The sequence below is a fragment of the Arsenicicoccus sp. oral taxon 190 genome (assembly GCF_001189535.1).
In the GTDB taxonomy this organism is placed as follows: Bacteria; Actinomycetota; Actinomycetes; order Actinomycetales; family Dermatophilaceae; genus Arsenicicoccus.
Map to the genome: position 1 here is coordinate 2,630,279 of NZ_CP012070.1, position 19,210 is coordinate 2,649,488.

27 protein-coding genes are annotated in these 19,210 nt (G+C 72.4%); 10 read left to right on the top strand and 17 right to left on the bottom strand.

What is annotated here, in order from left to right:
* Positions 1-46: 46 nt before the first annotated feature.
* Entirely contained in the window at positions 47-673 is a 627-nt protein-coding gene (locus ADJ73_RS12220; protein ID WP_050348483.1) for a histidine phosphatase family protein, read from the bottom strand.
* 18 nt (positions 674-691) lie between these two features.
* On the opposite strand from ADJ73_RS12220, the gene ADJ73_RS12225 reads away from it, so the two are divergent.
* The 3 genes from ADJ73_RS12225 to ADJ73_RS12235 all read left to right on the top strand — a co-directional run bounded on the left by ADJ73_RS12225 (position 692) and on the right by ADJ73_RS12235 (position 2,604).
* Positions 692-1,153 (top strand): OsmC family protein, encoded by a 462-nt coding sequence (locus ADJ73_RS12225; protein ID WP_050348484.1) that lies wholly within the window; start codon positions 692-694, stop codon positions 1,151-1,153.
* A gap of 43 nt (positions 1,154-1,196) precedes the next feature.
* On the top strand, positions 1,197-2,084 hold the full coding sequence (locus tag ADJ73_RS12230; RefSeq protein WP_050348485.1) for a universal stress protein: 888 nt from the start codon (positions 1,197-1,199) through the stop codon (positions 2,082-2,084).
* Positions 2,085-2,196: 112 nt separating this feature from the next.
* On the top strand, positions 2,197-2,604 hold the full coding sequence (locus ADJ73_RS12235) for a DUF2695 domain-containing protein (protein ID WP_050348486.1): 408 nt from the start codon (positions 2,197-2,199) through the stop codon (positions 2,602-2,604).
* On the opposite strand, the gene ADJ73_RS12240 is transcribed toward ADJ73_RS12235, so the two are convergent.
* Complete coding sequence (locus ADJ73_RS12240; protein ID WP_050348487.1) at positions 2,582-3,031, bottom strand: hypothetical protein; 450 nt, start codon at positions 3,029-3,031, stop codon at positions 2,582-2,584. The genes ADJ73_RS12235 and ADJ73_RS12240 overlap by 23 nt on opposite strands.
* Positions 3,032-3,129: 98 nt before the next feature.
* On the opposite strand from ADJ73_RS12240, the gene ADJ73_RS12245 reads away from it, so the two are divergent.
* Positions 3,130-3,828 carry a type 1 glutamine amidotransferase domain-containing protein gene (locus tag ADJ73_RS12245; RefSeq protein WP_050348488.1) on the top strand — a complete coding sequence of 233 codons (699 nt, stop codon included), beginning with the start codon at positions 3,130-3,132 and terminating at the stop codon, positions 3,826-3,828.
* On the opposite strand, the gene amrS is transcribed toward ADJ73_RS12245, so the two are convergent.
* The 8 genes from amrS to ADJ73_RS12290 all read right to left on the bottom strand — a co-directional run bounded on the left by amrS (position 3,812) and on the right by ADJ73_RS12290 (position 12,037).
* Positions 3,812-4,924 (bottom strand): AmmeMemoRadiSam system radical SAM enzyme, encoded by a 1,113-nt coding sequence (gene amrS / locus ADJ73_RS12250; protein WP_050348489.1) that lies wholly within the window; start codon positions 4,922-4,924, stop codon positions 3,812-3,814. The two genes, ADJ73_RS12245 and amrS, sit on opposite strands and share 17 nt — an antisense overlap.
* The gene (gene amrA, locus ADJ73_RS17195; protein WP_050348490.1) at positions 4,921-5,484 is read right to left on the bottom strand and encodes an AmmeMemoRadiSam system protein A; all 564 of its coding nucleotides are present in this window, start codon (positions 5,482-5,484) and stop codon (positions 4,921-4,923) included. Before amrA ends, amrS begins: the two co-directional genes overlap by 4 nt.
* Positions 5,481-6,254 (bottom strand): AmmeMemoRadiSam system protein B, encoded by a 774-nt coding sequence (gene amrB, locus ADJ73_RS17200; protein WP_050348491.1) that lies wholly within the window; start codon positions 6,252-6,254, stop codon positions 5,481-5,483. Before amrB ends, amrA begins: the two co-directional genes overlap by 4 nt.
* An 818-nt stretch (positions 6,255-7,072) precedes the next feature.
* On the bottom strand, positions 7,073-7,600 hold the full coding sequence (locus ADJ73_RS12265) for a GNAT family N-acetyltransferase (protein WP_253272567.1): 528 nt from the start codon (positions 7,598-7,600) through the stop codon (positions 7,073-7,075).
* Between the two features lie 31 nt (positions 7,601-7,631).
* The gene (locus tag ADJ73_RS12270) at positions 7,632-8,762 is read right to left on the bottom strand and encodes a methyltransferase domain-containing protein (protein WP_050348493.1); all 1,131 of its coding nucleotides are present in this window, start codon (positions 8,760-8,762) and stop codon (positions 7,632-7,634) included.
* Positions 8,763-8,771: 9 nt separating this feature from the next.
* The gene (locus tag ADJ73_RS12275; protein WP_050348494.1) at positions 8,772-9,692 is read right to left on the bottom strand and encodes a pseudouridine synthase; all 921 of its coding nucleotides are present in this window, start codon (positions 9,690-9,692) and stop codon (positions 8,772-8,774) included.
* Between the two features lie 101 nt (positions 9,693-9,793).
* The gene (locus ADJ73_RS12280) at positions 9,794-10,651 is read right to left on the bottom strand and encodes an HNH endonuclease signature motif containing protein (RefSeq protein WP_050348495.1); all 858 of its coding nucleotides are present in this window, start codon (positions 10,649-10,651) and stop codon (positions 9,794-9,796) included.
* A 582-nt stretch (positions 10,652-11,233) separates the two neighbouring features.
* On the bottom strand, positions 11,234-12,037 hold the full coding sequence (locus tag ADJ73_RS12290) for a GNAT family N-acetyltransferase (protein ID WP_050348497.1): 804 nt from the start codon (positions 12,035-12,037) through the stop codon (positions 11,234-11,236).
* Positions 12,038-12,094: 57 nt separating this feature from the next.
* Between ADJ73_RS12290 and ADJ73_RS12295 the strand changes: the two genes are divergently transcribed.
* On the top strand, positions 12,095-12,427 hold the full coding sequence (locus tag ADJ73_RS12295; RefSeq protein ID WP_050348498.1) for a putative quinol monooxygenase: 333 nt from the start codon (positions 12,095-12,097) through the stop codon (positions 12,425-12,427).
* Positions 12,428-12,479: 52 nt separating this feature from the next.
* Here ADJ73_RS12295 and ADJ73_RS12300 read toward each other — a convergent pair whose 3' ends face one another.
* A complete protein-coding gene (locus ADJ73_RS12300; RefSeq protein ID WP_050348499.1) occupies positions 12,480-13,352 on the bottom strand; it encodes an alpha/beta fold hydrolase in 873 nt (290 codons plus the stop codon).
* Between the two features lie 119 nt (positions 13,353-13,471).
* On the opposite strand from ADJ73_RS12300, the gene ADJ73_RS12305 reads away from it, so the two are divergent.
* Positions 13,472-13,867 carry a VOC family protein gene (locus tag ADJ73_RS12305; RefSeq protein ID WP_050348500.1) on the top strand — a complete coding sequence of 132 codons (396 nt, stop codon included), beginning with the start codon at positions 13,472-13,474 and terminating at the stop codon, positions 13,865-13,867.
* 41 nt (positions 13,868-13,908) lie between these two features.
* Here ADJ73_RS12305 and ADJ73_RS12310 read toward each other — a convergent pair whose 3' ends face one another.
* The 4 genes from ADJ73_RS12310 to ADJ73_RS12325 form a co-directional block, all read right to left on the bottom strand.
* Positions 13,909-14,145 carry a hypothetical protein gene (locus ADJ73_RS12310; protein ID WP_050348501.1) on the bottom strand — a complete coding sequence of 79 codons (237 nt, stop codon included), beginning with the start codon at positions 14,143-14,145 and terminating at the stop codon, positions 13,909-13,911.
* A 96-nt stretch (positions 14,146-14,241) separates the two neighbouring features.
* Positions 14,242-15,057 (bottom strand): sigma factor, encoded by an 816-nt coding sequence (locus ADJ73_RS12315; RefSeq protein ID WP_050349437.1) that lies wholly within the window; start codon positions 15,055-15,057, stop codon positions 14,242-14,244.
* A gap of 137 nt (positions 15,058-15,194) precedes the next feature.
* Positions 15,195-15,929: an extensin family protein gene (locus ADJ73_RS12320; RefSeq protein ID WP_156188227.1), complete on the bottom strand. Its 735-nt coding sequence runs from the start codon at positions 15,927-15,929 to the stop codon at positions 15,195-15,197.
* Between the two features lie 116 nt (positions 15,930-16,045).
* Entirely contained in the window at positions 16,046-16,411 is a 366-nt protein-coding gene (locus ADJ73_RS12325; RefSeq protein WP_050348503.1) for a nitroreductase family deazaflavin-dependent oxidoreductase, read from the bottom strand.
* Between the two features lie 96 nt (positions 16,412-16,507).
* Here ADJ73_RS12325 and ADJ73_RS12330 point away from each other — a divergent pair, with 96 nt between their 5' ends.
* From ADJ73_RS12330 to ADJ73_RS12340, 3 genes are all read left to right on the top strand, one after another.
* Entirely contained in the window at positions 16,508-17,071 is a 564-nt protein-coding gene (locus ADJ73_RS12330) for a GNAT family N-acetyltransferase (protein ID WP_050348504.1), read from the top strand.
* Positions 17,072-17,137: 66 nt separating this feature from the next.
* Positions 17,138-17,368, top strand: a complete 231-nt coding sequence (locus tag ADJ73_RS12335) for a ribbon-helix-helix domain-containing protein (protein ID WP_050348505.1) — start codon at positions 17,138-17,140, stop codon at positions 17,366-17,368.
* Positions 17,355-17,702, top strand: a complete 348-nt coding sequence (locus tag ADJ73_RS12340; protein ID WP_050348506.1) for a type II toxin-antitoxin system PemK/MazF family toxin — start codon at positions 17,355-17,357, stop codon at positions 17,700-17,702. The genes ADJ73_RS12335 and ADJ73_RS12340 overlap by 14 nt, the downstream gene beginning before the upstream one ends.
* Before the next feature lie 69 nt (positions 17,703-17,771).
* On the opposite strand, the gene ADJ73_RS12345 is transcribed toward ADJ73_RS12340, so the two are convergent.
* Both ADJ73_RS12345 and ADJ73_RS17730 read right to left on the bottom strand, forming a co-directional pair.
* Positions 17,772-18,191 (bottom strand): PIN domain-containing protein, encoded by a 420-nt coding sequence (locus ADJ73_RS12345; RefSeq protein ID WP_050348507.1) that lies wholly within the window; start codon positions 18,189-18,191, stop codon positions 17,772-17,774.
* Positions 18,188-18,322 (bottom strand): hypothetical protein, encoded by a 135-nt coding sequence (locus ADJ73_RS17730; protein ID WP_301280697.1) that lies wholly within the window; start codon positions 18,320-18,322, stop codon positions 18,188-18,190. Before ADJ73_RS17730 ends, ADJ73_RS12345 begins: the two co-directional genes overlap by 4 nt.
* Positions 18,323-18,436: 114 nt before the next feature.
* Between ADJ73_RS17730 and ADJ73_RS12350 the strand changes: the two genes are divergently transcribed.
* Positions 18,437-19,165 (top strand): GNAT family N-acetyltransferase, encoded by a 729-nt coding sequence (locus tag ADJ73_RS12350; protein ID WP_050348508.1) that lies wholly within the window; start codon positions 18,437-18,439, stop codon positions 19,163-19,165.
* Positions 19,166-19,210 lie beyond the last annotated feature (45 nt).

The following is a 19,210-nucleotide window of genomic DNA, read 5'->3' on the forward strand; positions in this document are numbered from 1 at the left end:
CGGCGGGGAGGCACTCGGAGGGGGGAGCAGTCGGGGAGGGGAGCGGTCAGGCGGGGGCGGGCTGGTTCCAGCGGGCGATCGAGGGGAAGTGGCGCTCGTAGGCGAGCACGCAGATCGAGCCGGCGTCGAGCTCGAGCTGGGCGCCGAAGCGGGGCTCGGTGCGCAGCCACACGCTGGTGAGCACGCGGTTGGTGTGGCCGTGGCCGACGAGGGCGACGTCCTTGCCCTCCTCGAGCACCGGCATGACCCGGTCGATGACGGCGCGGGCGCGGGCGGCGACCTGCTCGATCGACTCGCCGGGGCTGTCGCCGGGGACCACGCCGTCCTCCCACACCGTCCAGTCGTAGCCGAGCTCCTCGCGGATCTCCGTGGTGGTCCGGCCCTCGTAGCCGCCGTAGTCCCACTCCACCAGGTTGGGCTCCACGGTGCTGCTCGTCAGGCCCACGAGCTCGGCGGTCCGGCGGGCGCGCTCCTTGGGGGAGACGAGCACCAGGCCGAAGTCGAACTCCGCCAGCAGGGGGGCGGACCGGCGGGCGGCCTCCTCGCCCGCGCTGGTGAGGGGGACGTCGGTCAGGCCGGTGTGCTTCATCGCGCGGGACCACTCGGTCTCCCCGTGGCGCAGCAGGACGAGGCGTCCCTCGGGGACGGGGCGGGCGCCGGTGTCGTTGCTCACGGTGGCAGGCTAGCCCCCATGACGACGCCGCAGCACGCTGACAACCACCGTTCGGTCACCCTGGCGCGCGACGCGCTCGGGGCCTACACCGCCACCAACGTCCGCGGCGGCACGCTGGCGGTGGGCAGCGGCGACACCGACGACTTCACGCCCGTGGAGCTGCTGCTGGCGGCCATCGGCGGGTGCACGATGATCGACGTGGACCACCTCACGTCCCGGCGCGCCGAGCCCACCGGGTTCGCGGTGGAGGTGGGGGGTGACAAGGTGACCGTCGACGGCGTGGCGCAGATGCAGGGGCTCAGCGTGCGCTGGGAGGTCACCTTCCCCGAGGGGGAGGCCGGGGACGAGGCCCGCCGGATGCTGCCGCGGGCCATCCGGATGTCCCATGACCGGCTGTGCACGGTGGGGTGCACCGTGAAGCTCGGGTCCCCCATCGCTACCATCGAAGGACGCACCGGGGACGACTCCCGACCGTCGTGACGGAGCACCCCCGGCACTGCGACGACGACGTCGAGGAGGAGCCATGAGCATCGAGAGCACCGGCACGGACCGGGTCGTCGTGGGGGTCGACGGGTCCAGCGGAGCCCGACCCGCCCTGGAGTGGGCGGCGCGGGAGGCCGAGGGGCGCCGAGCCACCCTGGTCCTCGTGATGGCGCAGGAGCTGGCCGTGCCCGCCCCGTCGGAGGCCGGCTGGACCTTTGGCCTGGACGACGTGCTCCGGGAGAGCACCGAGCGTCTCCTCGACGAGGCCGCCGAGCTCGTGCGCCGGCGGCACCCCGACCTGGACGTCACCACCCAGGGGGTCTTCGGCAGCCCGGCGGCCGCGCTCATCGAGGCGTCACGGCACGCCACGCTGGTCGTGGTCGGGTCCCGCGGCGCCGGGGGCTGGCCCGGGCTGCTGCTCGGCAGCGTGTCCGGGGCGGTGGCGGCCCACGGGCACTGCCCCGTCGTCGTGGTGCCCGACCGGTGCGAGCACACCGACCCGCAGGGGCCGGTGGTGGTCGGGGTCGACGACTCGGCCGAGAGCGCCCGGGCGGCGGCGTTCGCGCTGGCGGAGGCCGACGGGCGCGGCGTCCCGGTCGTGGCCGTGCATGCCTGGACGCTGTCCTTCCACGGCGGCGTGGTGCCGACCGAGGAGGGGTCGGAGCCCTACACCTCGATGCGCGAGCAGCAGTCGCAGCTGGTCACCCGGGTGCTGGAGCACCCCCGAGCGGCGCACCCCGACGTGCCGGTGGAGCACCGGATCGTGCGCAGCACCTCGGTCTCCGCGCTGACCGAGGCCTCGCGCGGGGCGTCCCTGGTCGTGGTGGGCAGTCGTGGGCGGGGTGGTTTCGCCGGGATGCTGCTGGGCTCGACGAGCCGCCAGCTGCTGCAGACCTCGCAGGCGCCGGTGGCCGTGGTCCGCGTCTGAGGCGGGTTGTCCACAGCCCGCCTCGGTCCCGAGCCCGCTGTCCACAGGCTGCGGCCCGTGCTCTGCAGCCGAGCCCCGGTCTGGACCAGCATGGGCTGCCAGGAGGTGGGACATGACGGCGACGAGCCAGACCGGCAGCGCGATCGTCCTCGAGCTGATGGGCGTGCGGGCGCAGGAGTGCGTGGTCTGCTACGTGGGGCGGATGGTGGACCGGTTCGGGTGCGACGGGACCTGGCGGTGGGTGGAGACCTGGCGCGAGCAGCGCGCACCTCGGGCGAGCCGGCTCGAGCGGCGGATGCAGGCCCGCGGGGCGGGCTGCGACTGCGAGGTGCACCTGCGGGGATACGAGGTGGACCCGCGGCTGCTGGCGGTGGCGTGGGACGGTCCGATCGGGGCGGTCTGCCTGTGCCTCGGGGTGCGGGCAGGGTCGACGCAGCCGTGCGGCCTGTGGCGGATCGTGCAGCGCAGCTGGTGGACACCCGAGTGCCACCCGGGAGTCACTGGCGGGGCTGCACCGTGACGCTGCCGACCAGCCCCCGGACCGGGTCGCTCACGGCGACGCCGCAGTCATAGCTCGCGAGGTCGGGCAGCGGCGCCACGGTGGCCACCATCCCCGACACCACGTCGCCGGCCCGCACGTCCGCACCCGACGGCAGCAGCACCACCGTGCCGTCGTCGGACCCCCAGCGGGACCCGGCGGGGAAGGTCAGCGGGAAGCCGTCGAGCAGGAAGCAGCCGCGGTCGCTGCGCGACACGAGCGCCGTGGTCCGGCTGGTGGCGACGCCCGCCGGGGTGCCGGTGTAGGTCACCAGCGTGGCCCCGGCCCGACTGCTCGCCGTCGTCACGGGGGCTCCGCAGCCCGAGACGGCGAGCACGAGCGCGAGGGAGCACAGACCGAGGACGACGGGGACGGCGGCAACGGTGGGGACGCGGACGGCGGACGGCACGGTCCCCAACCTAGTGCTCACCAGGCCCGGGAGCCGGGTGACGCGACCGAGCCCGGCCGGGGACTGCCACCAATGCTCCCTGGGTATGCCGGGACACCATGACCAAGAACCCCCGACGCATCCTCATCGTGACGTCCAGCACCCCCCGCTACACGACCGCCGGCTACCGCACGGGGCTGTGGCTGGGTGAGCTGACCCATTTCTACGACGTGGTCACCGACGCCGGTCACGACGTCGTCATCGCCAGCATCGACGGCGGCATGGTGCCGCTGGACCCCGAGAGCCTGTCCACGCTGATGCTCAAGAGTGGCGGCACCGGCGACCGCTACGCCGACCCGGCGTTCATGTCGCTGCTCGACGCGACGGTCAGCATCGCGGACGTGTCCGCCGACGACATCGACGCGATCTACCTCACCGGCGGCCACGGGACGATGTTCGACTTCCCGACCAGCGAGGCGCTCGCGTCCCTCGTGGCCGAGCTCGATGCCCAGGGCAAGGTCGTCGCGGCGGTCTGCCACGGCCCGGCGGGGCTCCTCGGGGCTCGCCGCGCGGACGGCACCCCGGTCATCAAGGGCCGCAAGGTCACCGGATTCTCCTGGCCGGAGGAGAAGCTCGCCAAGCGCCAGGACGCCGTGCCGTTCCGCCTCGACGAGGAGCTCAAGGCGCTCGGCGCGAAGTACACCAAGGCGCTGGTGCCCTTCAAGGACAACGTGGTGCGGGACAAGAACCTCATCACCGGGCAGAACCCGCAGAGCGCGGCCAGCGTCGCCAAGGCCGTGGTCAAGCGCCTGAAGTGACGGCCCCGCCGCCGGCGCGACGCATCCCCGGCGGGGCGATGCGCACCGGGATCCGGCGGGTGCCGAAGTCGCCGGGGGAGGCGGCGTACCGGCCGGGCAGGGGAGTGCTGCAGCGCTCGCAGCGCCCCTGCCCGTCCAGCCGGTAGCGCGTGACGGTGTAGCCGCGCCGCTCGAGCACCGCGAGCCCGCAGCCGGGGCAGCGGGTCGTGTCGCCCTCCGGGTTGCGGGCATTGCCGGTATAGGCGAAGTGCTCACCGGCGTCGACGGCGATCCGACGGGCGCGTTCGAGGGTGTCGACGGGGGTGCGGGGGACGTCGCGCATCCGGTTGTCCGGGTGGAAGGCCGTGAAGTGGTGCGGCACGTCGGGCCCGAGCTCGGCGACCACCCACCGGCACATGCGGGTGATCTCGTCGACGCTGTCGTTGTGACCCGGGATGAGCAGGGTGGTCAGCTCCACCCACACGTCGGTCTCGTGGACGAGATAGGTCAGCGTCTCCAGGACCGTCTCCAGCCGGGCGCCCGTGACCCCGCGGTAGAACTCCGGGGAGAAGCCCTTGAGGTCGACGTTGGCGGCGTCCATGGGGGCGAAGAAGTCGCGCCTCGCCTGCCCCTGCACGAAGCCCGCCGTCACGGCGATGGTCCGCACCCCCCGCTGGTGGCAGGCGTGCGCCACGTCGATGGCGTACTCGGCGAAGATCACCGGGTCGTTGTAGGTGAAGGCGACGCTGTCGGCCTGCCAGCCGCGAGCGGTCTCGGCGATCTGCGCGGGGGTGGCGTCGTCCTGCAGCCGGTCCATCTCGCGCGACGTGGAGATGTCCCAGTTCTGGCAGAACTTGCAGCCGAGGTTGCACCCGGCGGTCCCGAAGGACAGCACGCTGGTGCCGGGGTAGAAGTGACGCAACGGCTTCTTCTCGACCGGGTCCAGGCAGAACCCGCTGGACCGTCCGTAGGTGGTGAGCACCAGCTCGTCCCCCTCCCGGCGCCGCACGAAGCAGTAGCCGCGCTGCCCGTCGCGGAGCCGGCACTCGCGTGGGCAGAGGTCGCACTGCACCCGGCCGTCGTCGGTGGTGTGCCAGTAGCGGGCGGTCGCGCTCATGGCTGTCCCTCCTCGAAGGAGCGCACGGTGTAGGTGCAGACGCGCACGTCCTCACCCCACCAGTCGGCGGGCAGTCCCGCCTTGGCCTTGAGGTGGCGCAGGAACGCCGCCGGCTCCGGGATCTGCGCCCACACCTGCGGCAGGTAGGTGCCGCGACGGCCCCGTCCCTCCAGGACGACGCCGTCGACGCCGGGACGCAGCAGCGCGGCCACCTCCGCCTCCGAGCCTGCCGGCAGCGGCTCGGGGCTGCTCAGCACGGACACCTCGAGGTGCAGGTCCGGGGCCTCCTGCGCCGTCACGGGCGCGAACCGCGGGTCGTCGAGGGCAGCGGCCCGGGCGTTGCGGCTCACGTCCGCGGCGAGAGGCCGGTATGCCGACAGGCTGCCGATGCATCCGCGCAGCCGCCCGTCGAGGTGCAGGGTGACGAAGGAGGCGCCGTCCTCGCGGCACCACCGCGGCAGGTCAGTGGCGACAGGGGCGTCCAGGCCGACCGCGCGCTCGATGGCGCTGCGGGCCAGCGGCAGCAGCACGGTCTCGGCGTCGGCGGGCAGCCTGCTCACGGTCGGTCCTCCAGGACGAGGGTGGCGTAGCCCACGACGCGGGAGCGGTCCCCGGCGGTGTCCCCGGACGAGCAGCTGGCCAGGGTCCGCAGCGCGAGCCCGTGGCGTCGGGCGTGCTCCATGAGCCCGTTGACGGGGGTGGCACCGCAGGCCTGCTCGTGGGTGATCGTGCCGTCGAGGCCGGTGACCTGCGCGAGGGTCTGGTCGTCGAGGCGGCGGGCGTCGGCATACGGCAGGTAGTGGGACAGGTCGGAGCTGATGATCACGGCGGTGGCGGGGTCGGCGAGCAGCACGTCCAGGACGCCGGCCACCTCGTGCTCGTCGGCGCGACCGACCGCGAGCGGGGTGACGGTGGCGTGCGGTCGCAGCCGCTGGACGAAGGGGACGTGCACCTCGAGGGAGTGCTCGGGGGCGTGGACGCGTTCGTCGCGGACGACGTGGGGGAGCGCGGCGACGGCGTCGGGGATCGTCACGGCGACGTCGCCGAGCGGGGTGCGCCAGGTCGTGCTCTGCGGGGCGGCGATCCCGCGGACCGGGACGCGGTGGGTGGGGCCGAGGATCGCGACCTGGGCCACGTCGTCCCAGCGCAGCGCGTGGTAGGCGACGGCGGCGGTCGACCCGGAGTAGACGTAGCCGGCGTGGGGGGCCACGACGGCGCGGTGCGAGCCCGCCCCCGGGGCGTGGTCGAGCAGGTCGTCGACCTGGGCCCGGAGCTGGTCGGGGTCGGCCGGGTAGAAGCTGCCCGCCACGGCGGGTGGTCGCACCGTCATCGCGCCTCCTGACGAAGCCGTCGTCCTGCCATCGTCACCCGACCCATTGTCGCGCGGCGAGGCGCCGTATGGGAGAGCTCGTAGAGGGGGTGGTCCTGGTGATGGCCGGCTGATGCTGCCGAGCTGCGGGTCTCCGATGACCTGTGGACGCGGGCGGGCGGGTGATCTTGTCAGACTATGTCGGGGATGGCGGCGATCGCGGGCATGGGCTCTCGCGCGGACGACCGTGATCCGAGCTGAGGACGACCAGAACTACGGGCTGGCCATGGTGGACCTTCCCTCGAGCCACTCACCGTGGACCTCGACGTAGGTCCGAGTGTTCGACGATACGGTGACGCCAGCGCGCAGCGGGCCCCCATCTACAGCCAGCCTTCGAGCCCATTCTTTCGCGCCGTCAGTGGGTGCCAGCACAGTTTGTTCACGCACCTGAGTGCTTTGGGGGCTGGTGTTCACGATGCATACCCTGATCTGCGAGCCCGGCAGCGTCTCTGCAGTGTTGTGAGTCAACGGCGCAGCTGTCTTGACACTGGTGAGGGAGCATGAGGCTGATGATGAGGCAGAATTCTCCGGAGCGGGAGTCACTGACTTGGGTACATTCATGGCGCGGGACGATCCGCAGGAGCAGCACGCCAACACCACGGCCGAAAGAATGCCAAGAACGCCTAATATCTTCATGTTTCACAACCCGAGGGTGACGCTGCCGTTCCACACGCGCACACCCATCATGCGTGGGGGATCTGGATGGCAGTTGCACTGAAAACAGTCAACCGTACCTGAACCAGTCAACCCGGTGGAGGCCCACTTCAATAGCGGGTCCGTCAGCGCAGCTCGGGGGCGAGGAGCTCGTAGAGGCGGTGGTCCTGGTAGCGGCCGGCGATCATGACGTACTTGCGGGCCAGGCCGTAGAGCTCGAAGCCGTTGCGCTCCAGGACGCGCTGCGAGGCGACGTTGTGCAGCAGGGTCCCCGCCTCGAGCCGGTGCAGCCCCCACTGCTCGAAGGCGGTCGTGCACAGCTGCGAGACCGCCTGGGTCGCGAGGCCCTGCCGCACGAAGGGCGCCCCCACCCAGTAGCCGATGCTGGCGTACTGACCCGCGCCGCGGACGACGTTGTTGAGGTTGATGCGCCCCGCCAGTCGGCCGTCCGCTGCGACGATGGCGTAGGGACCCATCCGGCCGCCCTCGCGCTCGGTGATCGCCAGCCGCACCATCTCCCGCTGCCCCGCCTCGGTGAAGAACCGCTCAGGGCGCAGCGGGTCCCAGGGTGCCAGGTGCTCGCGGCTGTCGACGAGCAGCGCGGTGAGCTCAGGGACGTCGTCCAGGGTCAGCGGCCGTATGACGGGAGGCACCCGTCGATCCTCCCACGGGATCATGGCCGGCTCAGCGCTCGAGCCGGACGAGCGCCTCGGCATGGTCCGTCTGCGGGAACATGTCGAAGAGGCGTGCGTCCGCAACCCGCCACGACGGCATGGCGTCGAGGTCGCGGGCGAGCGTCGTGGGGTTGCAGCTGGAGTAGACGACCGAGGTGGCGCCGGACCGCTCCAGCCAGCCGGCCAGGTCGGCGCCGATGCCGCGGCGGGGCGGGTTGACGACGACGAGGTCGGGCTGTGGATCTGCCTGCGCCGCAAGGACGGTCGCGTCGCCGGTGACGAAGTCCGCTGAGGCGAGGCCCAGCTCGGCGGCGGAGCGGCGGGCGCTGCGGATCGCCTCGGCCGACGCCTCGATGCCCAGAACCTGCGCCACCGCGCCCCGGCGGGCGGCGTTGAGGGCGAATCCGCCGACGCCGCAGTAGAGGTCCCACAGCAGGCGGGGGGCGGCCGCCTGGATCCAGTCGCCGGCCTGGCGGTAGAGCGCCGCCGCGACCGCGGTGTTGGTCTGGAAGAAGCTGCGTGTCCCCAGGTGCAGCGTCACCCCGCCCACGGGCATGGGGAGGGTGTCCTCCGGCGTGAGGACCAGCTCGTCGTCGCCCTCGAGGATCGCGGCGTGCGCCGGTTGCAGGTTGACCGAGACCACGCGGGTCGTCGGCAGCGCCGCCAGCAGCGCGGGCAGCCCCCGCCGCAGCCGGCCCAGCTGGTTGGTGGAGCGCAGCACGAAGCGGATCATGAGCTGACCGGTGGGGGAGTGCGTCACGAGCAGGTGCTTGAGCTCACCCTGGCGGCGGGGGACGGCATACGGCTGGAGCCCGAGCTCGGGGAGGAGCTCGGCGAGGGTGAGCACCGCCTGGTGCAGGCCGGGTTCGTAGAGGCCGCAGCCGCGCAGGTCGACGCCCTCGCCGCCGCGGTCGAGGATGCCGATGGTCGGGGCTGCCGTGGTGCCCCCCACGACCAGCTTGGCCTTGTTGCGAAAACCGCTCTCACGACTGGCATGCGGGGTGTGCCAGGCGGAGCCGGGGACGCGACCGGCGAGCGCCGCCTCGACGGTCCGCTGCTTGTCGGCGAGCTGCGGGGCATAGGGCACCCCCATCAGGGTGCACGAGCGGCACCGGCCGGCGTCGAAGTAGTCGCACTGCACCGGCCCAGGTTACGGGCGCTGCGGCCACGCCAGCTCACGGCGGCTGTCGAACCTGCGCTCGTGGCCGTCCACGGGGTCCACGAACTCCAGGGTGCGGGCGAGCAGCCGCAGTGGCTCGGTGAAGTCGTCGACGGCATCGGGCAGGACGGTGGGGTAGAGCGGGTCGCCGACGATGGGGATGCCGAGCGCGCTCAGGTGCAGCCGCAGCTGGTGGGTGCGGCCGGTCCGCGGCCGCAGCCGGTATGCCGCGAGACCGCCTCGCGCCTCGAGGAGCTCGACGAGGGTCTCGGCGTTGGGGGGCCGCCCCGGGACCTCGTGCGCGGTGAGGACGCCGCGCTCCTTGACGATGTGGGAGCGCCGCACGGTGGGCAGCGGCAGGTCGGGGCGGCACCCGGCGATGGCCTCGTAGGTCTTGACGGGAACGCGCTGCTCGAACATCCGCTGGTAGGGGGCGCGCCACCGGCGCTCGGTGGTGAGGACGAGGACGCCGGCGGTGAGGCGGTCGAGCCGGTGGGCGGGGCCGAGCTCCGGCAGGTGGAGCAGCTGTCGAGCCTTGACGACGACCGACTCGGTGACGTGGCGGCCCCGCGGGATGGTGGACAGGAAGTGGGGCTTGTCGACGACGACGAGTCGCTCGTCCTGGTGCAGGATCGTGAGCTCGCCTGGCACCGGCGGTTCTTCGCGCAGGTCGCGGTGGAACCAGACGAAGGTGTGCGGTCGGTAGGGCTCGTCCCCCGTCCACGCCCGGCCATGATCGTCGACGAATCGCCCTGCTGCGAGCATGCTCTCGACCGGCACCTCGTCGGGGAGCTTGTGGCGCAACCACTCTCGCATCGTCGCCCAGAGCGGAGGCCCCGGGCCGCGGTCGGGGGTGCGCACCCAGGCCGACTGCAGCCCGTGGCGGGGTGGGAGCGGTGAGCGGGGCGGCACGGTCCCTATCCTGCCGCAGCGGCTCGGGCCAGCTCGGCGCCATGACGGGCGAGGACGTGGGGACGTATGCCGCCGGCGGCGGCTCAGGAGGCTCCGGCCGCTCAGGCGGCTCGAGTCCACGGGTCCGGCGGGGGCGGCGGCCGCCACCCGAGGCCGGTCCGCACCACGTCCCAGTCGACCCCGCTGCCGTCGTCGCGCACGGCGCCGGTGATGCGGTAGCGGTGGACGGAGCGGTGGTGCCGGTGACAGAGCAGCGCCAGGTTGTCCAGATCGGTGGCACCGCCGTCGATCCAGTGGGTGATGTGGTGGGCCTGCGTCCACGACGGCGGGGCGTCGCAGCCGGGGAAGGTGCAGCCCCGGTCCCGGACGGCGAGGGCGCGGCGCTGGGCCGCGGTGGCGGTCCGGTGCTCGCGGCCCACCTGCAGCGGCTCGCCGTGGACCCCGAGCACCACCGTCGTCAGGGTGGCGCCGCAGGACAGCTCGCGGGCTGCTGCCGGGAGCAACGGGGTGCCCAGCTCGTCGTGCGCTGCGGCCTCTCCGGTGAGGGCCTCGACCGGCAGCGTCAGGGTGACCCGGGTGGTGGCGCCCATCGGCCCGGTGGTGTCCTGGCCGGAGGCGATGCCGCACAGCGTCACGAGGGCGTCGGCGCGCCGAGCGGCGGGGGAGCGGGTGTCGGTGGTCCCGTCGTCGGCGGGCTGCGGGGCGGCCAGGGCGGTGATCGCTGCGTCCACGACGGCCTTGTCGGTCGGCGTCAGCGTCGCCTCGCACCTCCACATGCCGTCGTCCAGCAGCCGCCAGCCCGTGACTCCGCGGACCGCCTGCTGGTGGTCGTGCTCGCGGTCCTGGTCGGCCTCGGACCCGAACCGCGTCAGCATCTCGGTCCGGAAGTCGTTGAGGATCGCACTGCTGAACCCGGTCCTCGCGAGATCCACCAGCCCGTCGACGATGCTCGACTGCATGGACTGGTCGGTCCGGTGCCGCAGCTCGTCGTAGACCCTCGCCGCGGTGCAGGCATCGGCGGGGGGTCACCTCGCCGGAGGTGACTGCCTCCCGCAGCGGCCTCAAGGTGGGGCCGCGCGAGCCGCGCAGGTGGCGGCCGATCGCCCGGGCGTCCGGGTCGGTCACCGCCGCTCCCTGGTCGCGCAGCCACTGGCCGGCGGTCCCGGAGCCGGACTCGAGCACGAGGCCGCGCTGGTCGGCCTCCCCGGCGATGGCGACGGTCGCGCCCCGCGCCGCTGCCGCCAGCGACGACGCCTCCCGGGCGACCTCCGCGAGGTCCTCGCCCTGCACGAAGGCCAGCCTCTCACCGAGGATGCGCAGCGCACCGAGGGCCGCCGTGATGGCGGCCCGTGCGTCGGCGACCTCGGTGTTCGTCATGCTGGAGTTCTATCGAACACAGGGGCGAAAGACGAGGGTCTGTCACCCGATTCACCCGCACCTCACCAGGAGTCAGTAGAGGGTGCTCTGAGCGAGATCAGCCGCCCCGCTCGGTCCGCTCGCCCGGCCCCCCGAGCCGGCAAAAACCAGCGCGCGCAGACCCATCAGTCCTCGCTGCGCCGCCACTCGTATGGCGTGGTCGTGGTCACCTTCACGAAGCCCGATCGCTCGAGGATGGGGCGGGAGTCCTCGGTGGAGTCGCTCTGCAGCAGCCGGATCCCTCGCCGGACTGCTGACCGGGCGCGCTCCGCGGTGAGGGCGCGGTAGACCCCGCGCCGCCGCCACCGCTCGAGCGTCGCGCCACCCCACAGGCCCGCGAAGTCCGTGCCCGTGACCGGCTCGAGCCGCCCCGTGCAGACGAATTCACCGTCGACCTCGGCCACCCACAGCTCCAGGTCGTCCCGGCCGAGCGCCAGGCGGTGCAGCAGCTCGTCGGCCATCCCGGGGACCGGCTCCCCGAAGGCCTCGTCGGCGCAGGCGCACAGGGCGCGCACGTCGTCCTCGGACTCGACCCGGCGGATCACCACGCCGGCCGGCACGGGCACGTCGACCGCGAGCGCCGCGGCCTCCCCGATCATCACCGACTCGTCCGGCTGCCTGACGAATCCCCGTGACACCAGGGCGGTGTGCAGCCCAGGCATGTCGTCGTGGCCGCGGGTCTTCCACTCCAGCCTCGTGATCCGGGGGTCGGCGCGGTAGTGCGCGAGCGTGTCCGCGACGAGCCGGTCGATGCCGCGCGCGTCCAGACCATCGAGGTCCCGGTAGGTCACGAAGCCCTTGGTCCCGCGGAACACGCCCCACCACAACGGGCCGTGTCGTTCCACGTCGTCCTCCGCGACGAACTCGTGCTCGGCACGCAGCTGCGCGTCATACGTCTGGAGCAGGTCGGTGGGGGAGAGTTGCGTCATGGCCCTCAGTGTTGCGGACAATGCAGGTGACAGCACTGCAGATTCGTAGGAGGACCGATGATCGCCATCACCGTCAAGTGGGACGTCAAGCCCGAGTACGCCGACGACTTCCTCGAGCTGACACGGGAGTTCACTGAGGCATGCCGCGCCGAGCCGGGCTGCCTGTGGTTCGAGTGGTCGAGGTCCTGCGAGCGCCCCCACGAGTACATCCTCATCGAGGCCTACAAGGACGCCGCCGCGGGCAAGGCGCACGTCGAGTCCGACCACTTCGCCACGGCGATGAAGACGCAGGGGCAGTATGCCGCCTCGCGTCCCAAGGTGATCTCCGTCGAGACGCCGGGCACCGGCTGGGACGAGCTCGGCGAGATCGAGATGCCCGAGTCCGACTGAGCCGCACCGGGAGTGGCCGGACCTGCCCGCCACGCGGGTCAGGTCCGGGCGCTCACCGAGGAGCCGTGGCGCGGGCGACGATCTCGTCCGCCACCTCCGCCGGGTTGCACTCGGGCAGCCAGTGGCCCGCGTCCAGCTCCACGAACCGGTAGTCGGCGGAGACGAACTCGGCGGTCGACTCCGCCGCGGCCCGTCCGAGCGCCACGTCGTGCCGCCCCCAGACGTAGGTCGTGGGCACCAGCACGCGTGGATCCCGACCGCTGCCTCCCGCCCGGCTGCGGGAGACGCCCCGCCACGGCGCGCTGGCGCGGTACCAGCTGATCGGGCCGCGGAGGCTCGACGGGGTGGCGAAGCGGGCGGCATACCGCTCGGCGTGGTCGACCGGCAGCCCGGCGCCGGTCAGGAACCGTCGCATCGACCGGGCGAGCACCTGCTCGGGCAGCCCGGGCACCTGGAAGGCCAGCATGTACCAGCTGCGCCGCGCCTGGTCCGGTGACCGCATGGCGCGCTCCATCGCGGTGGGGTGCGGTGTGGACAGGACCGTGAGGCTCGACAGGCGCTCCGGGGCCGTCAGCGCCGTCGCCCAGGCCACCGCGCCGCCCCAGTCGTGCCCGACGAGGTGGACCTGCGGGACGCCGGCGGCGTCGACGAGCGCGAGCACGTCCCGCACCAGCTCGCTCACCCGGTAGGCGGCGACGCCGGTCGGCGAGGCGGCGGGGGAGTAGCCTCGCTGGTCCGGCGCCAGCGTGCGAAAACCACTGGCGTGCAGACGTTCTGACACCGCCCGCCAGGCTGTCGCGTCCTGAGGGAAGCCGTGCAGCAGCACGACCACCTCGCCGTCTCGGGGTCCGCCGTCGACGACCTCGAAGGTCAGTCCGTCGCGGGTGCAGGAGCGCAGGGGCGGGGTCTCGACGTGCTCGGTCATGGTGGCGCCATTCGTTGTCGTGGGTCTGGCGAAGACCACGCTAGTCCGGCAGACTCGATCGCGACCCCCGTCACCGGCGAGGGCCGGGCACCGAGCACCGACGAGCGAACGAGGCGACCATGTCCCGTCCTGTGCACTTCGAGATCCACGTCGACGACCTGGAGCGCTCCAAGGAGTTCTACGCCGCGGCCTTCGGGTGGAGCTATGAGGACTGGAGCGAGTTCGCCGGCATGCCGTACGCCGGCGTGACGACGGGGGAGGACGGGGCGCCCGGCATCAACGGCGCCCTGATGCAGCGGCAGGGCCCCTCGCCGCAGGCCGACGGTGCCGTCAAGGGGGCGGTGCTCACCATGGGCGTGGAGTCGTATGCCGAGACCGAGGAGCGCATCCTCGAGGCGGGTGGCGTGGTGGCGGTCCCGCGCTACGCCCTGCCGGGGATGGCGTGGCAGGGCTACTACCTCGACACCGAGGGCAACGTCTTCGGCATCCACCAGCCCGACGAGAACGCCCGCTGACGGCTGGGGGACCGCCCCCGGCTGCCCGCTGCCGACGACCCTCAGTCCTCGGGGAGCGCCGCGAAGGTCTTCTTGGCGTCGCGGTACCACCCCATCCCCTTGACGGGGTTCTTCCAGCGGCCGCGCATCGCGCGGTCGGCGTCCTCGTGGGTGGCGTCACCGGCGGCGACGGCCTCCTTGAGGTGGCGGTCCTGGGCCTTGATCACGTCGTCGGCGGTCGCGCCCGTGTGAGCGGTGTCGCAGGGGCCGCCGAGCTGACGGCAGGTCATGGTCTTCATGGTCGTGCTCCTTCGTGGTCGTGGTGACGGTGGTGGTGATGGTGGTGATGCCCTGGTGACGGGGGAGCGCGGGGGAGTGTGACGGATCCGGCGGACTCACCGACGGGCGAGCGCGGCGAGCACCTCGGGCGCGGCGCGGAAGTCGATGCGCTGCACCCGGCCGTCGACCACCGTGAAGTCGAAGGCGACCCGGGCCTCGCCGCGGTGGAACCACGCCGCCCCAGGGCGCCCCTCCAGCATGGTCGGCAGCGCTGCCTTGGCCGCGCCGTCGAACATCGCTGCCACCGCCTCGGGGCCCTCGAGCCGGGCCGGGGTGCCCGCGGCGATGGCGGCGGCGTCGGCCGCCACGACCGCGTCGGGCGCGAGCAGCTCCAGCAGGCGGGCGTACTCGCCTTCGCGCGCCGCGGCGAGGAAGGCGTCCACGACCTCCCAGTCGGCGCGTCGGCCCTCTGCCCGCGGCTGGGTGACCTTGCTGCGGGCTCGGGAGGCGAGCTTGCGGGCGGCGGGAGGGGTCGTGTCGAGGATCGCAGCGATCGTCGGGAAGTCGATCGCCAGGGTGTCGTGCAGCACGAAGGCCACGCGCTCGGCCGGGGTCAGGCGGTCGAGCACCACCTGCAGCGCCACGCCCACGGTGTCCGCGAAGGCGACCTCGTCCGCCGGGTCCGATGCGGTGCCGGGCGGTTCGAGGGTGTCGACCGGCAGGGGAGTGCGGGCTCGGAGCCGGTCCAGGCACAGGCGGGTGGTCACCGTGGTGAGCCACGCGGTCAGGTTGTCGATCTGACCGTCGTTGCCCTGCAAGCGGATCCACGCCTGCTGCACCACGTCCTCGGCCTCGGTCCGGTCGCCGAGCACGCCGCCGGCGATCCGGAGCAGCCGCGGTCGCGCCGCCTCGAAGGCGTCCGTCTGGTCCATGGTCGTCACACTCCCATCACGTGGTCCGTCATGGGTAGTGACTCCTGGGACACCTCAGGTGTGACCGGTGGCGGTGGTGAGGGGACCTCAGAGCCAGGACATGGCCGGCGTCATCCACAGGCGGGGGAGTGCGGCCCTCAGCTCCGGCGCGCAGTGCCGTCCAGGAAGGCCCGCCAGTGGCGCTGCCCCTGCGTGAGCCGCCCGCCCACGCCCACGCGCTCGAGCACGTCCTGCGTGGCCGACCGCGTGTCGTCGTCCCAGGACCCGCTCGCCCGTATGTCGTGGCCCCACACGTGACGGCACATCGCCTGGACCGCCTGGACCTGCACACGCGACCCGGGGGAGAAGGTGCTCCCGGCCGGTCCGGAGCGCCCGTCGTCCACGTGGATGTGGTTGTGGTGCGCCTCGTCGTAGAGATAGGTCAGGACGAACTCGAAGTCGTGGTGGAGGCTGGCGGCCATCCGCCAGTAGGCGCGCTCGATGGCAGCGCGCTGCGCCCCGGAGCTGTTCTGCCACAGGTCATATCGACAGCTCACGAGGTCCTGGCCGTCCGACGCTCGTACCCGCGCGAGGTCGAAGGCGCGTCCGGCGTGGTGCCATGAGGGGCGAGGTCGGTCCTCGGGCCTGACCCAGGCGCCGTACGACCAGATCTGGGTGGGCGCCGGTGCCGGCAGGTAGGTCCAGTGCCGCGCGAGGGTGGCGGACAGTCGTGCGGCGAACGCCGGCTCGATCCGGAATCCCGTCGGCGTCCCGGAGATCTCGTAGTAGAGGCGGGTCCCGGCGAGCTGGTCGTGCCGCGGGAGCTGCTCAGCCGCGACGCTCGTGGGGTCGGTCGAAGGCGTCGCAGGGTCGTCCTGTGCCAGCTGATCCATCGTCTCCTGCAAGGGATCTCGCGCCACCCACGCCCCAGCGAGGCCCAGCGCGGTCACGGCGCCGGTCGCGAGCACTGCCCGTCGGCGGGGGCCCCTGCGGTGCGGCTCGTCCTCGGTCATGGCGTGAGCGCCAGGCGGACCATGGGGGAGCGGGCCACCCAGTCGTCGATGCTGTGCCCCTGGGCGGTATACCAGGGCTGCACGTCCCAGGCGCCACGCGCGACGTGCTCACGGGCGGAGACATCGGTCACCTCGGTGGCCACGACGCGAAACTCGCTGTCCCCGAACGACAATGACGCTCGTGGGTCGGCTCGCAGATTGGCGATCCAGCTGCGGGGGCCGGGGGTGCCGACGACGTGCACGGCCCCGTCGACCCGGACGAACCAGATCTCGACCGTCCGCTCCGTCCCGGAGCGGCGGCCGATCGTCGTGAGGTCGCAGGTCCCGGTCGCTGGTAGGTCCTCCAGACGCATCCTGGCCATGCGGCGAGTGTAGGTGGCGCGGCGCGCGCGGCCCCCGTGGTGGGCGCACGGGCATACCCGCTTCCGACGGGGTGGTCACTCTGAGAGCGTGGCCGCATGGAGACGACGCCGTTCACGGACAAGCCGACCCTGCGGGGCGAGCTGGTGACCCTTCACCCCATCCGAGCGGAGGACGCCGACGCGATCGACGCGGTCATCCGCGCTGATGACGAGATCGCCAGGCTGACGGGGTCGGTGCACTCGAGCAGCGAGAAGCCCGCCGGCATGCCGATGGACCGGCTCCGCGAGATCTACGCCGCCTGGGCTGTGGCCGACGACCGGCTTGTGCTCGCCGTCATCGACAACACATCCGGCGAACTCGTCGGCGAGGCAGTCCTCAACGAGTGGGACGAGGACAACGAGTCCTGCGCCTTCCGCATCTTCATCGGCGCAGCTGGCCGCGGCCGTGGGCTCGGCACCGAGGCGACCCGGCTCATTACCGGACACGGCCTCAGGACCATGGGCCTGCACCGCATCACTCTCGAGGTCTACGCCTTCAACCCCCGCGCCCGGCACGTCTACGAGAAGGCCGGCTTCGTCCACGAGGGGACGGGCCGCGAGGCGCTGCGGTTCGACGACCAGTGGATCGACGTGGACTACATGGCCATCCTCGCCAGCTGACGGTCGCCTCTGGAAGAGGCTGCTACCGTGGTAGCAGCAACTGTGCTACCACGGTAGGATCTATCCATGAAGCTGAGTGTGAGCTTGAGTGACGAGGACGTCGCGGTCCTCGATCGATTCGTCGAGGAGGCCGGCCTCGAGTCGCGGTCTGCCGCGGTCCAGCAGGCCATCCGCCGCCTGCAAGACCCACAGCTGGAGGCGGCCTATGCCGCCGCCTGGGAGGAATGGTCCGCGGCGGGGGATGAGGAGGCTTGGGCAACGGCCTCCTTGGACGGGCTCACCGATGCTGCGCGGTGAGATCGTTCTCGTCGATCTGGACCCGGTGCGCGGCAGCGAGGCCAGCAAGCGGCGCCCCGCGGTGCTCGTCAGCAATGACCGGGCCAACATGATGGCCCAACGACTCGGTCGCGGCGTAGTCACGGTCGTGCCCGTCACCAGCAACGTGGAGCGGGTCTTTCCCTTCCAGGTGTTGCTGCCCGCTGACGAGACAGGACTGCGGATGGACTCCAAGGCCCAGGCGGAGCAGGTGCGCTCGGTCGCAGTCGAGAGGGTCGGTGCCGCGGTCGGCAGGGTCCCGCCGCGCCTCATGGCCGCGGTCGACGACGCGTTGCGACTCCATCTGCAGTTGTGACCGCCCGGGGGGCGGTCCGCTCAGCAGAATGACATAATGTAGATTATCGGCGTTGGCCTGGGTGGTTCTTCACCCCTGCCGCAAGCCCAGGTAGTGCTCATCGAGCAGGGTCATCCCTGCGCGTGCGGTCGCCTTCCGGTCGAAGGTCACCGTCGCCCGGCATCCTCGGCCAGTCGCCACCGCCGCGATCAGCGCGTCGGCGAAGTCGGCTCCTTCTGCGGCCCGGTCCAGCGCGCGGATGACGGCCTGTCGATGTTCCAGGACAAGAGCGTCATCCAGGCACAGGCGACGAAGTGTCTCCACCATCTGATCGGCGGTCACTCCGTGGACCCGACGCATCACCCACCATGTCTCGACGATCGTGACGGAACCCAGAAAGATCGGGTCCTCTCGCGAGGCGCCGGCGATGAGTCGTTGCGCGAGCTGACTCTGGTGCGGGTCATCCCCCGCGAGGAACCGCACCAGCACGTTCGTGTCGTCAGCGATCACCGCATGGACTCCGCGGCGGCCTCGGCGATGGCGGCGGGCACGTCCAGGTATTGCGTGTCCAGGTCCCGTCGCTGTTCGTCGTGACCAACGGCGCCCTCCGGCACGAGGCTGATGCTGGACCATGGGGTCATGTCTCTGATCGACGTCTGGAGCCAGGTCCCTGACGAACCGCCATCGCGGGTCGCGCTCGCCCCTGCTGACGGTCGGGCTGGCCACCCATCGCGCCCCATGGACCAGGAGATGTCGTGAGTACGCCCGACGGCCGCACAGGGCTCGCCGACGTGGCCCTGTGCGCCCAAGGCGAGGCGGCCATGCAGCGTGTCCTGCATGTCGGCCTCGGCAGCCGGTGGCGCGCTGACGACGAGATCGCCTGGTCGCTGGACCCGGCGCCGCACCGATACCTGCTGGGGGCGGTCACCCTGCGACCCGACGTCCCCGCGGCGCGGCTGGTGGGTCTGCCAGGCACGGTGTGCGACTCCTTCGGGTCGCTGTCGCAGGCGGATCTGCCGGGTCGGGCCCCGGAGCCGGAGAATGTGTGGATGGTCCGCCACCCGGCTCCCCTGCCGCCCTCGCCATCACTGCCGGGTCTCGACGTCCGGCCCGTCGTCACCGACGACGAGGTGCAGCTGTGGGAGCGGATCACCTTCGAGGCCAACGGCGCTCCTCCGGATCGGCCCGGTGAGCTCCACCCCCGCGGGTCGCAGCGACAGGCCGGGCTGACGTTGTGGCTGGCCGTGCGGGGCGGCCGCCCCGTCGGCACGTCTCTCGGCATCGTCGCGTCCGGCTGCGTGACCGTGAGCGCCGTCGCCGTCCTCCCGGAGGCCCGCGGGCGGGGCATCGGTAGCGCCCTCACCCGCAGCGTGATCGCCTCAGCGCCAACGCTGCCCGCGACCCTCAGTGCTTCCGAGGACGCGTTGGGGGTCTACGAACGTCTCGGCTTCGTGGCCCTGGCCAGGTCGGTGCACTGGTCCTAGCCCGTATGCCGCGCTGCAGCCCAGCCACCCCGGCAGGGGTCGAGA

Bases quoted from the DNA above. Each gene is read 5' to 3' on its own strand.
- ADJ73_RS12300 (WP_050348499.1), bottom strand. From the start codon at position 13,352: ATGACCGAGCACGTCGAGACCCCGCCCCTGCGCTCCTGCACCCGCGAC.
- ADJ73_RS12325 (WP_050348503.1), bottom strand. From the start codon at position 16,411: ATGGCCAGGATGCGTCTGGAGGACCTACCAGCGACCGGGACCTGCGAC.
- ADJ73_RS12245 (WP_050348488.1), top strand. From the start codon at position 3,130: ATGACCAAGAACCCCCGACGCATCCTCATCGTGACGTCCAGCACCCCC.
- ADJ73_RS12330 (WP_050348504.1), top strand. From the start codon at position 16,508: ATGGAGACGACGCCGTTCACGGACAAGCCGACCCTGCGGGGCGAGCTG.
- ADJ73_RS12235 (WP_050348486.1), top strand. From the start codon at position 2,197: ATGACGGCGACGAGCCAGACCGGCAGCGCGATCGTCCTCGAGCTGATG.
- amrS (WP_050348489.1), bottom strand. From the start codon at position 4,924: ATGAGCGCGACCGCCCGCTACTGGCACACCACCGACGACGGCCGGGTG.
- ADJ73_RS12320 (WP_156188227.1), bottom strand. From the start codon at position 15,929: ATGGATCAGCTGGCACAGGACGACCCTGCGACGCCTTCGACCGACCCC.
- ADJ73_RS12340 (WP_050348506.1), top strand. From the start codon at position 17,355: ATGCTGCGCGGTGAGATCGTTCTCGTCGATCTGGACCCGGTGCGCGGC.
- amrB (WP_050348491.1), bottom strand. From the start codon at position 6,254: ATGACGGTGCGACCACCCGCCGTGGCGGGCAGCTTCTACCCGGCCGAC.
- ADJ73_RS12295 (WP_050348498.1), top strand. From the start codon at position 12,095: ATGATCGCCATCACCGTCAAGTGGGACGTCAAGCCCGAGTACGCCGAC.
- ADJ73_RS12225 (WP_050348484.1), top strand. From the start codon at position 692: ATGACGACGCCGCAGCACGCTGACAACCACCGTTCGGTCACCCTGGCG.
- ADJ73_RS12230 (WP_050348485.1), top strand. From the start codon at position 1,197: ATGAGCATCGAGAGCACCGGCACGGACCGGGTCGTCGTGGGGGTCGAC.
- ADJ73_RS17730 (WP_301280697.1), bottom strand. From the start codon at position 18,322: ATGACCCCATGGTCCAGCATCAGCCTCGTGCCGGAGGGCGCCGTTGGT.
- ADJ73_RS12315 (WP_050349437.1), bottom strand. From the start codon at position 15,057: ATGGACCAGACGGACGCCTTCGAGGCGGCGCGACCGCGGCTGCTCCGG.
- ADJ73_RS12290 (WP_050348497.1), bottom strand. From the start codon at position 12,037: ATGACGCAACTCTCCCCCACCGACCTGCTCCAGACGTATGACGCGCAG.
- ADJ73_RS12280 (WP_050348495.1), bottom strand. From the start codon at position 10,651: ATGCAGTCGAGCATCGTCGACGGGCTGGTGGATCTCGCGAGGACCGGG.
- ADJ73_RS12335 (WP_050348505.1), top strand. From the start codon at position 17,138: ATGAAGCTGAGTGTGAGCTTGAGTGACGAGGACGTCGCGGTCCTCGAT.
- ADJ73_RS12305 (WP_050348500.1), top strand. From the start codon at position 13,472: ATGTCCCGTCCTGTGCACTTCGAGATCCACGTCGACGACCTGGAGCGC.
- ADJ73_RS12310 (WP_050348501.1), bottom strand. From the start codon at position 14,145: ATGAAGACCATGACCTGCCGTCAGCTCGGCGGCCCCTGCGACACCGCT.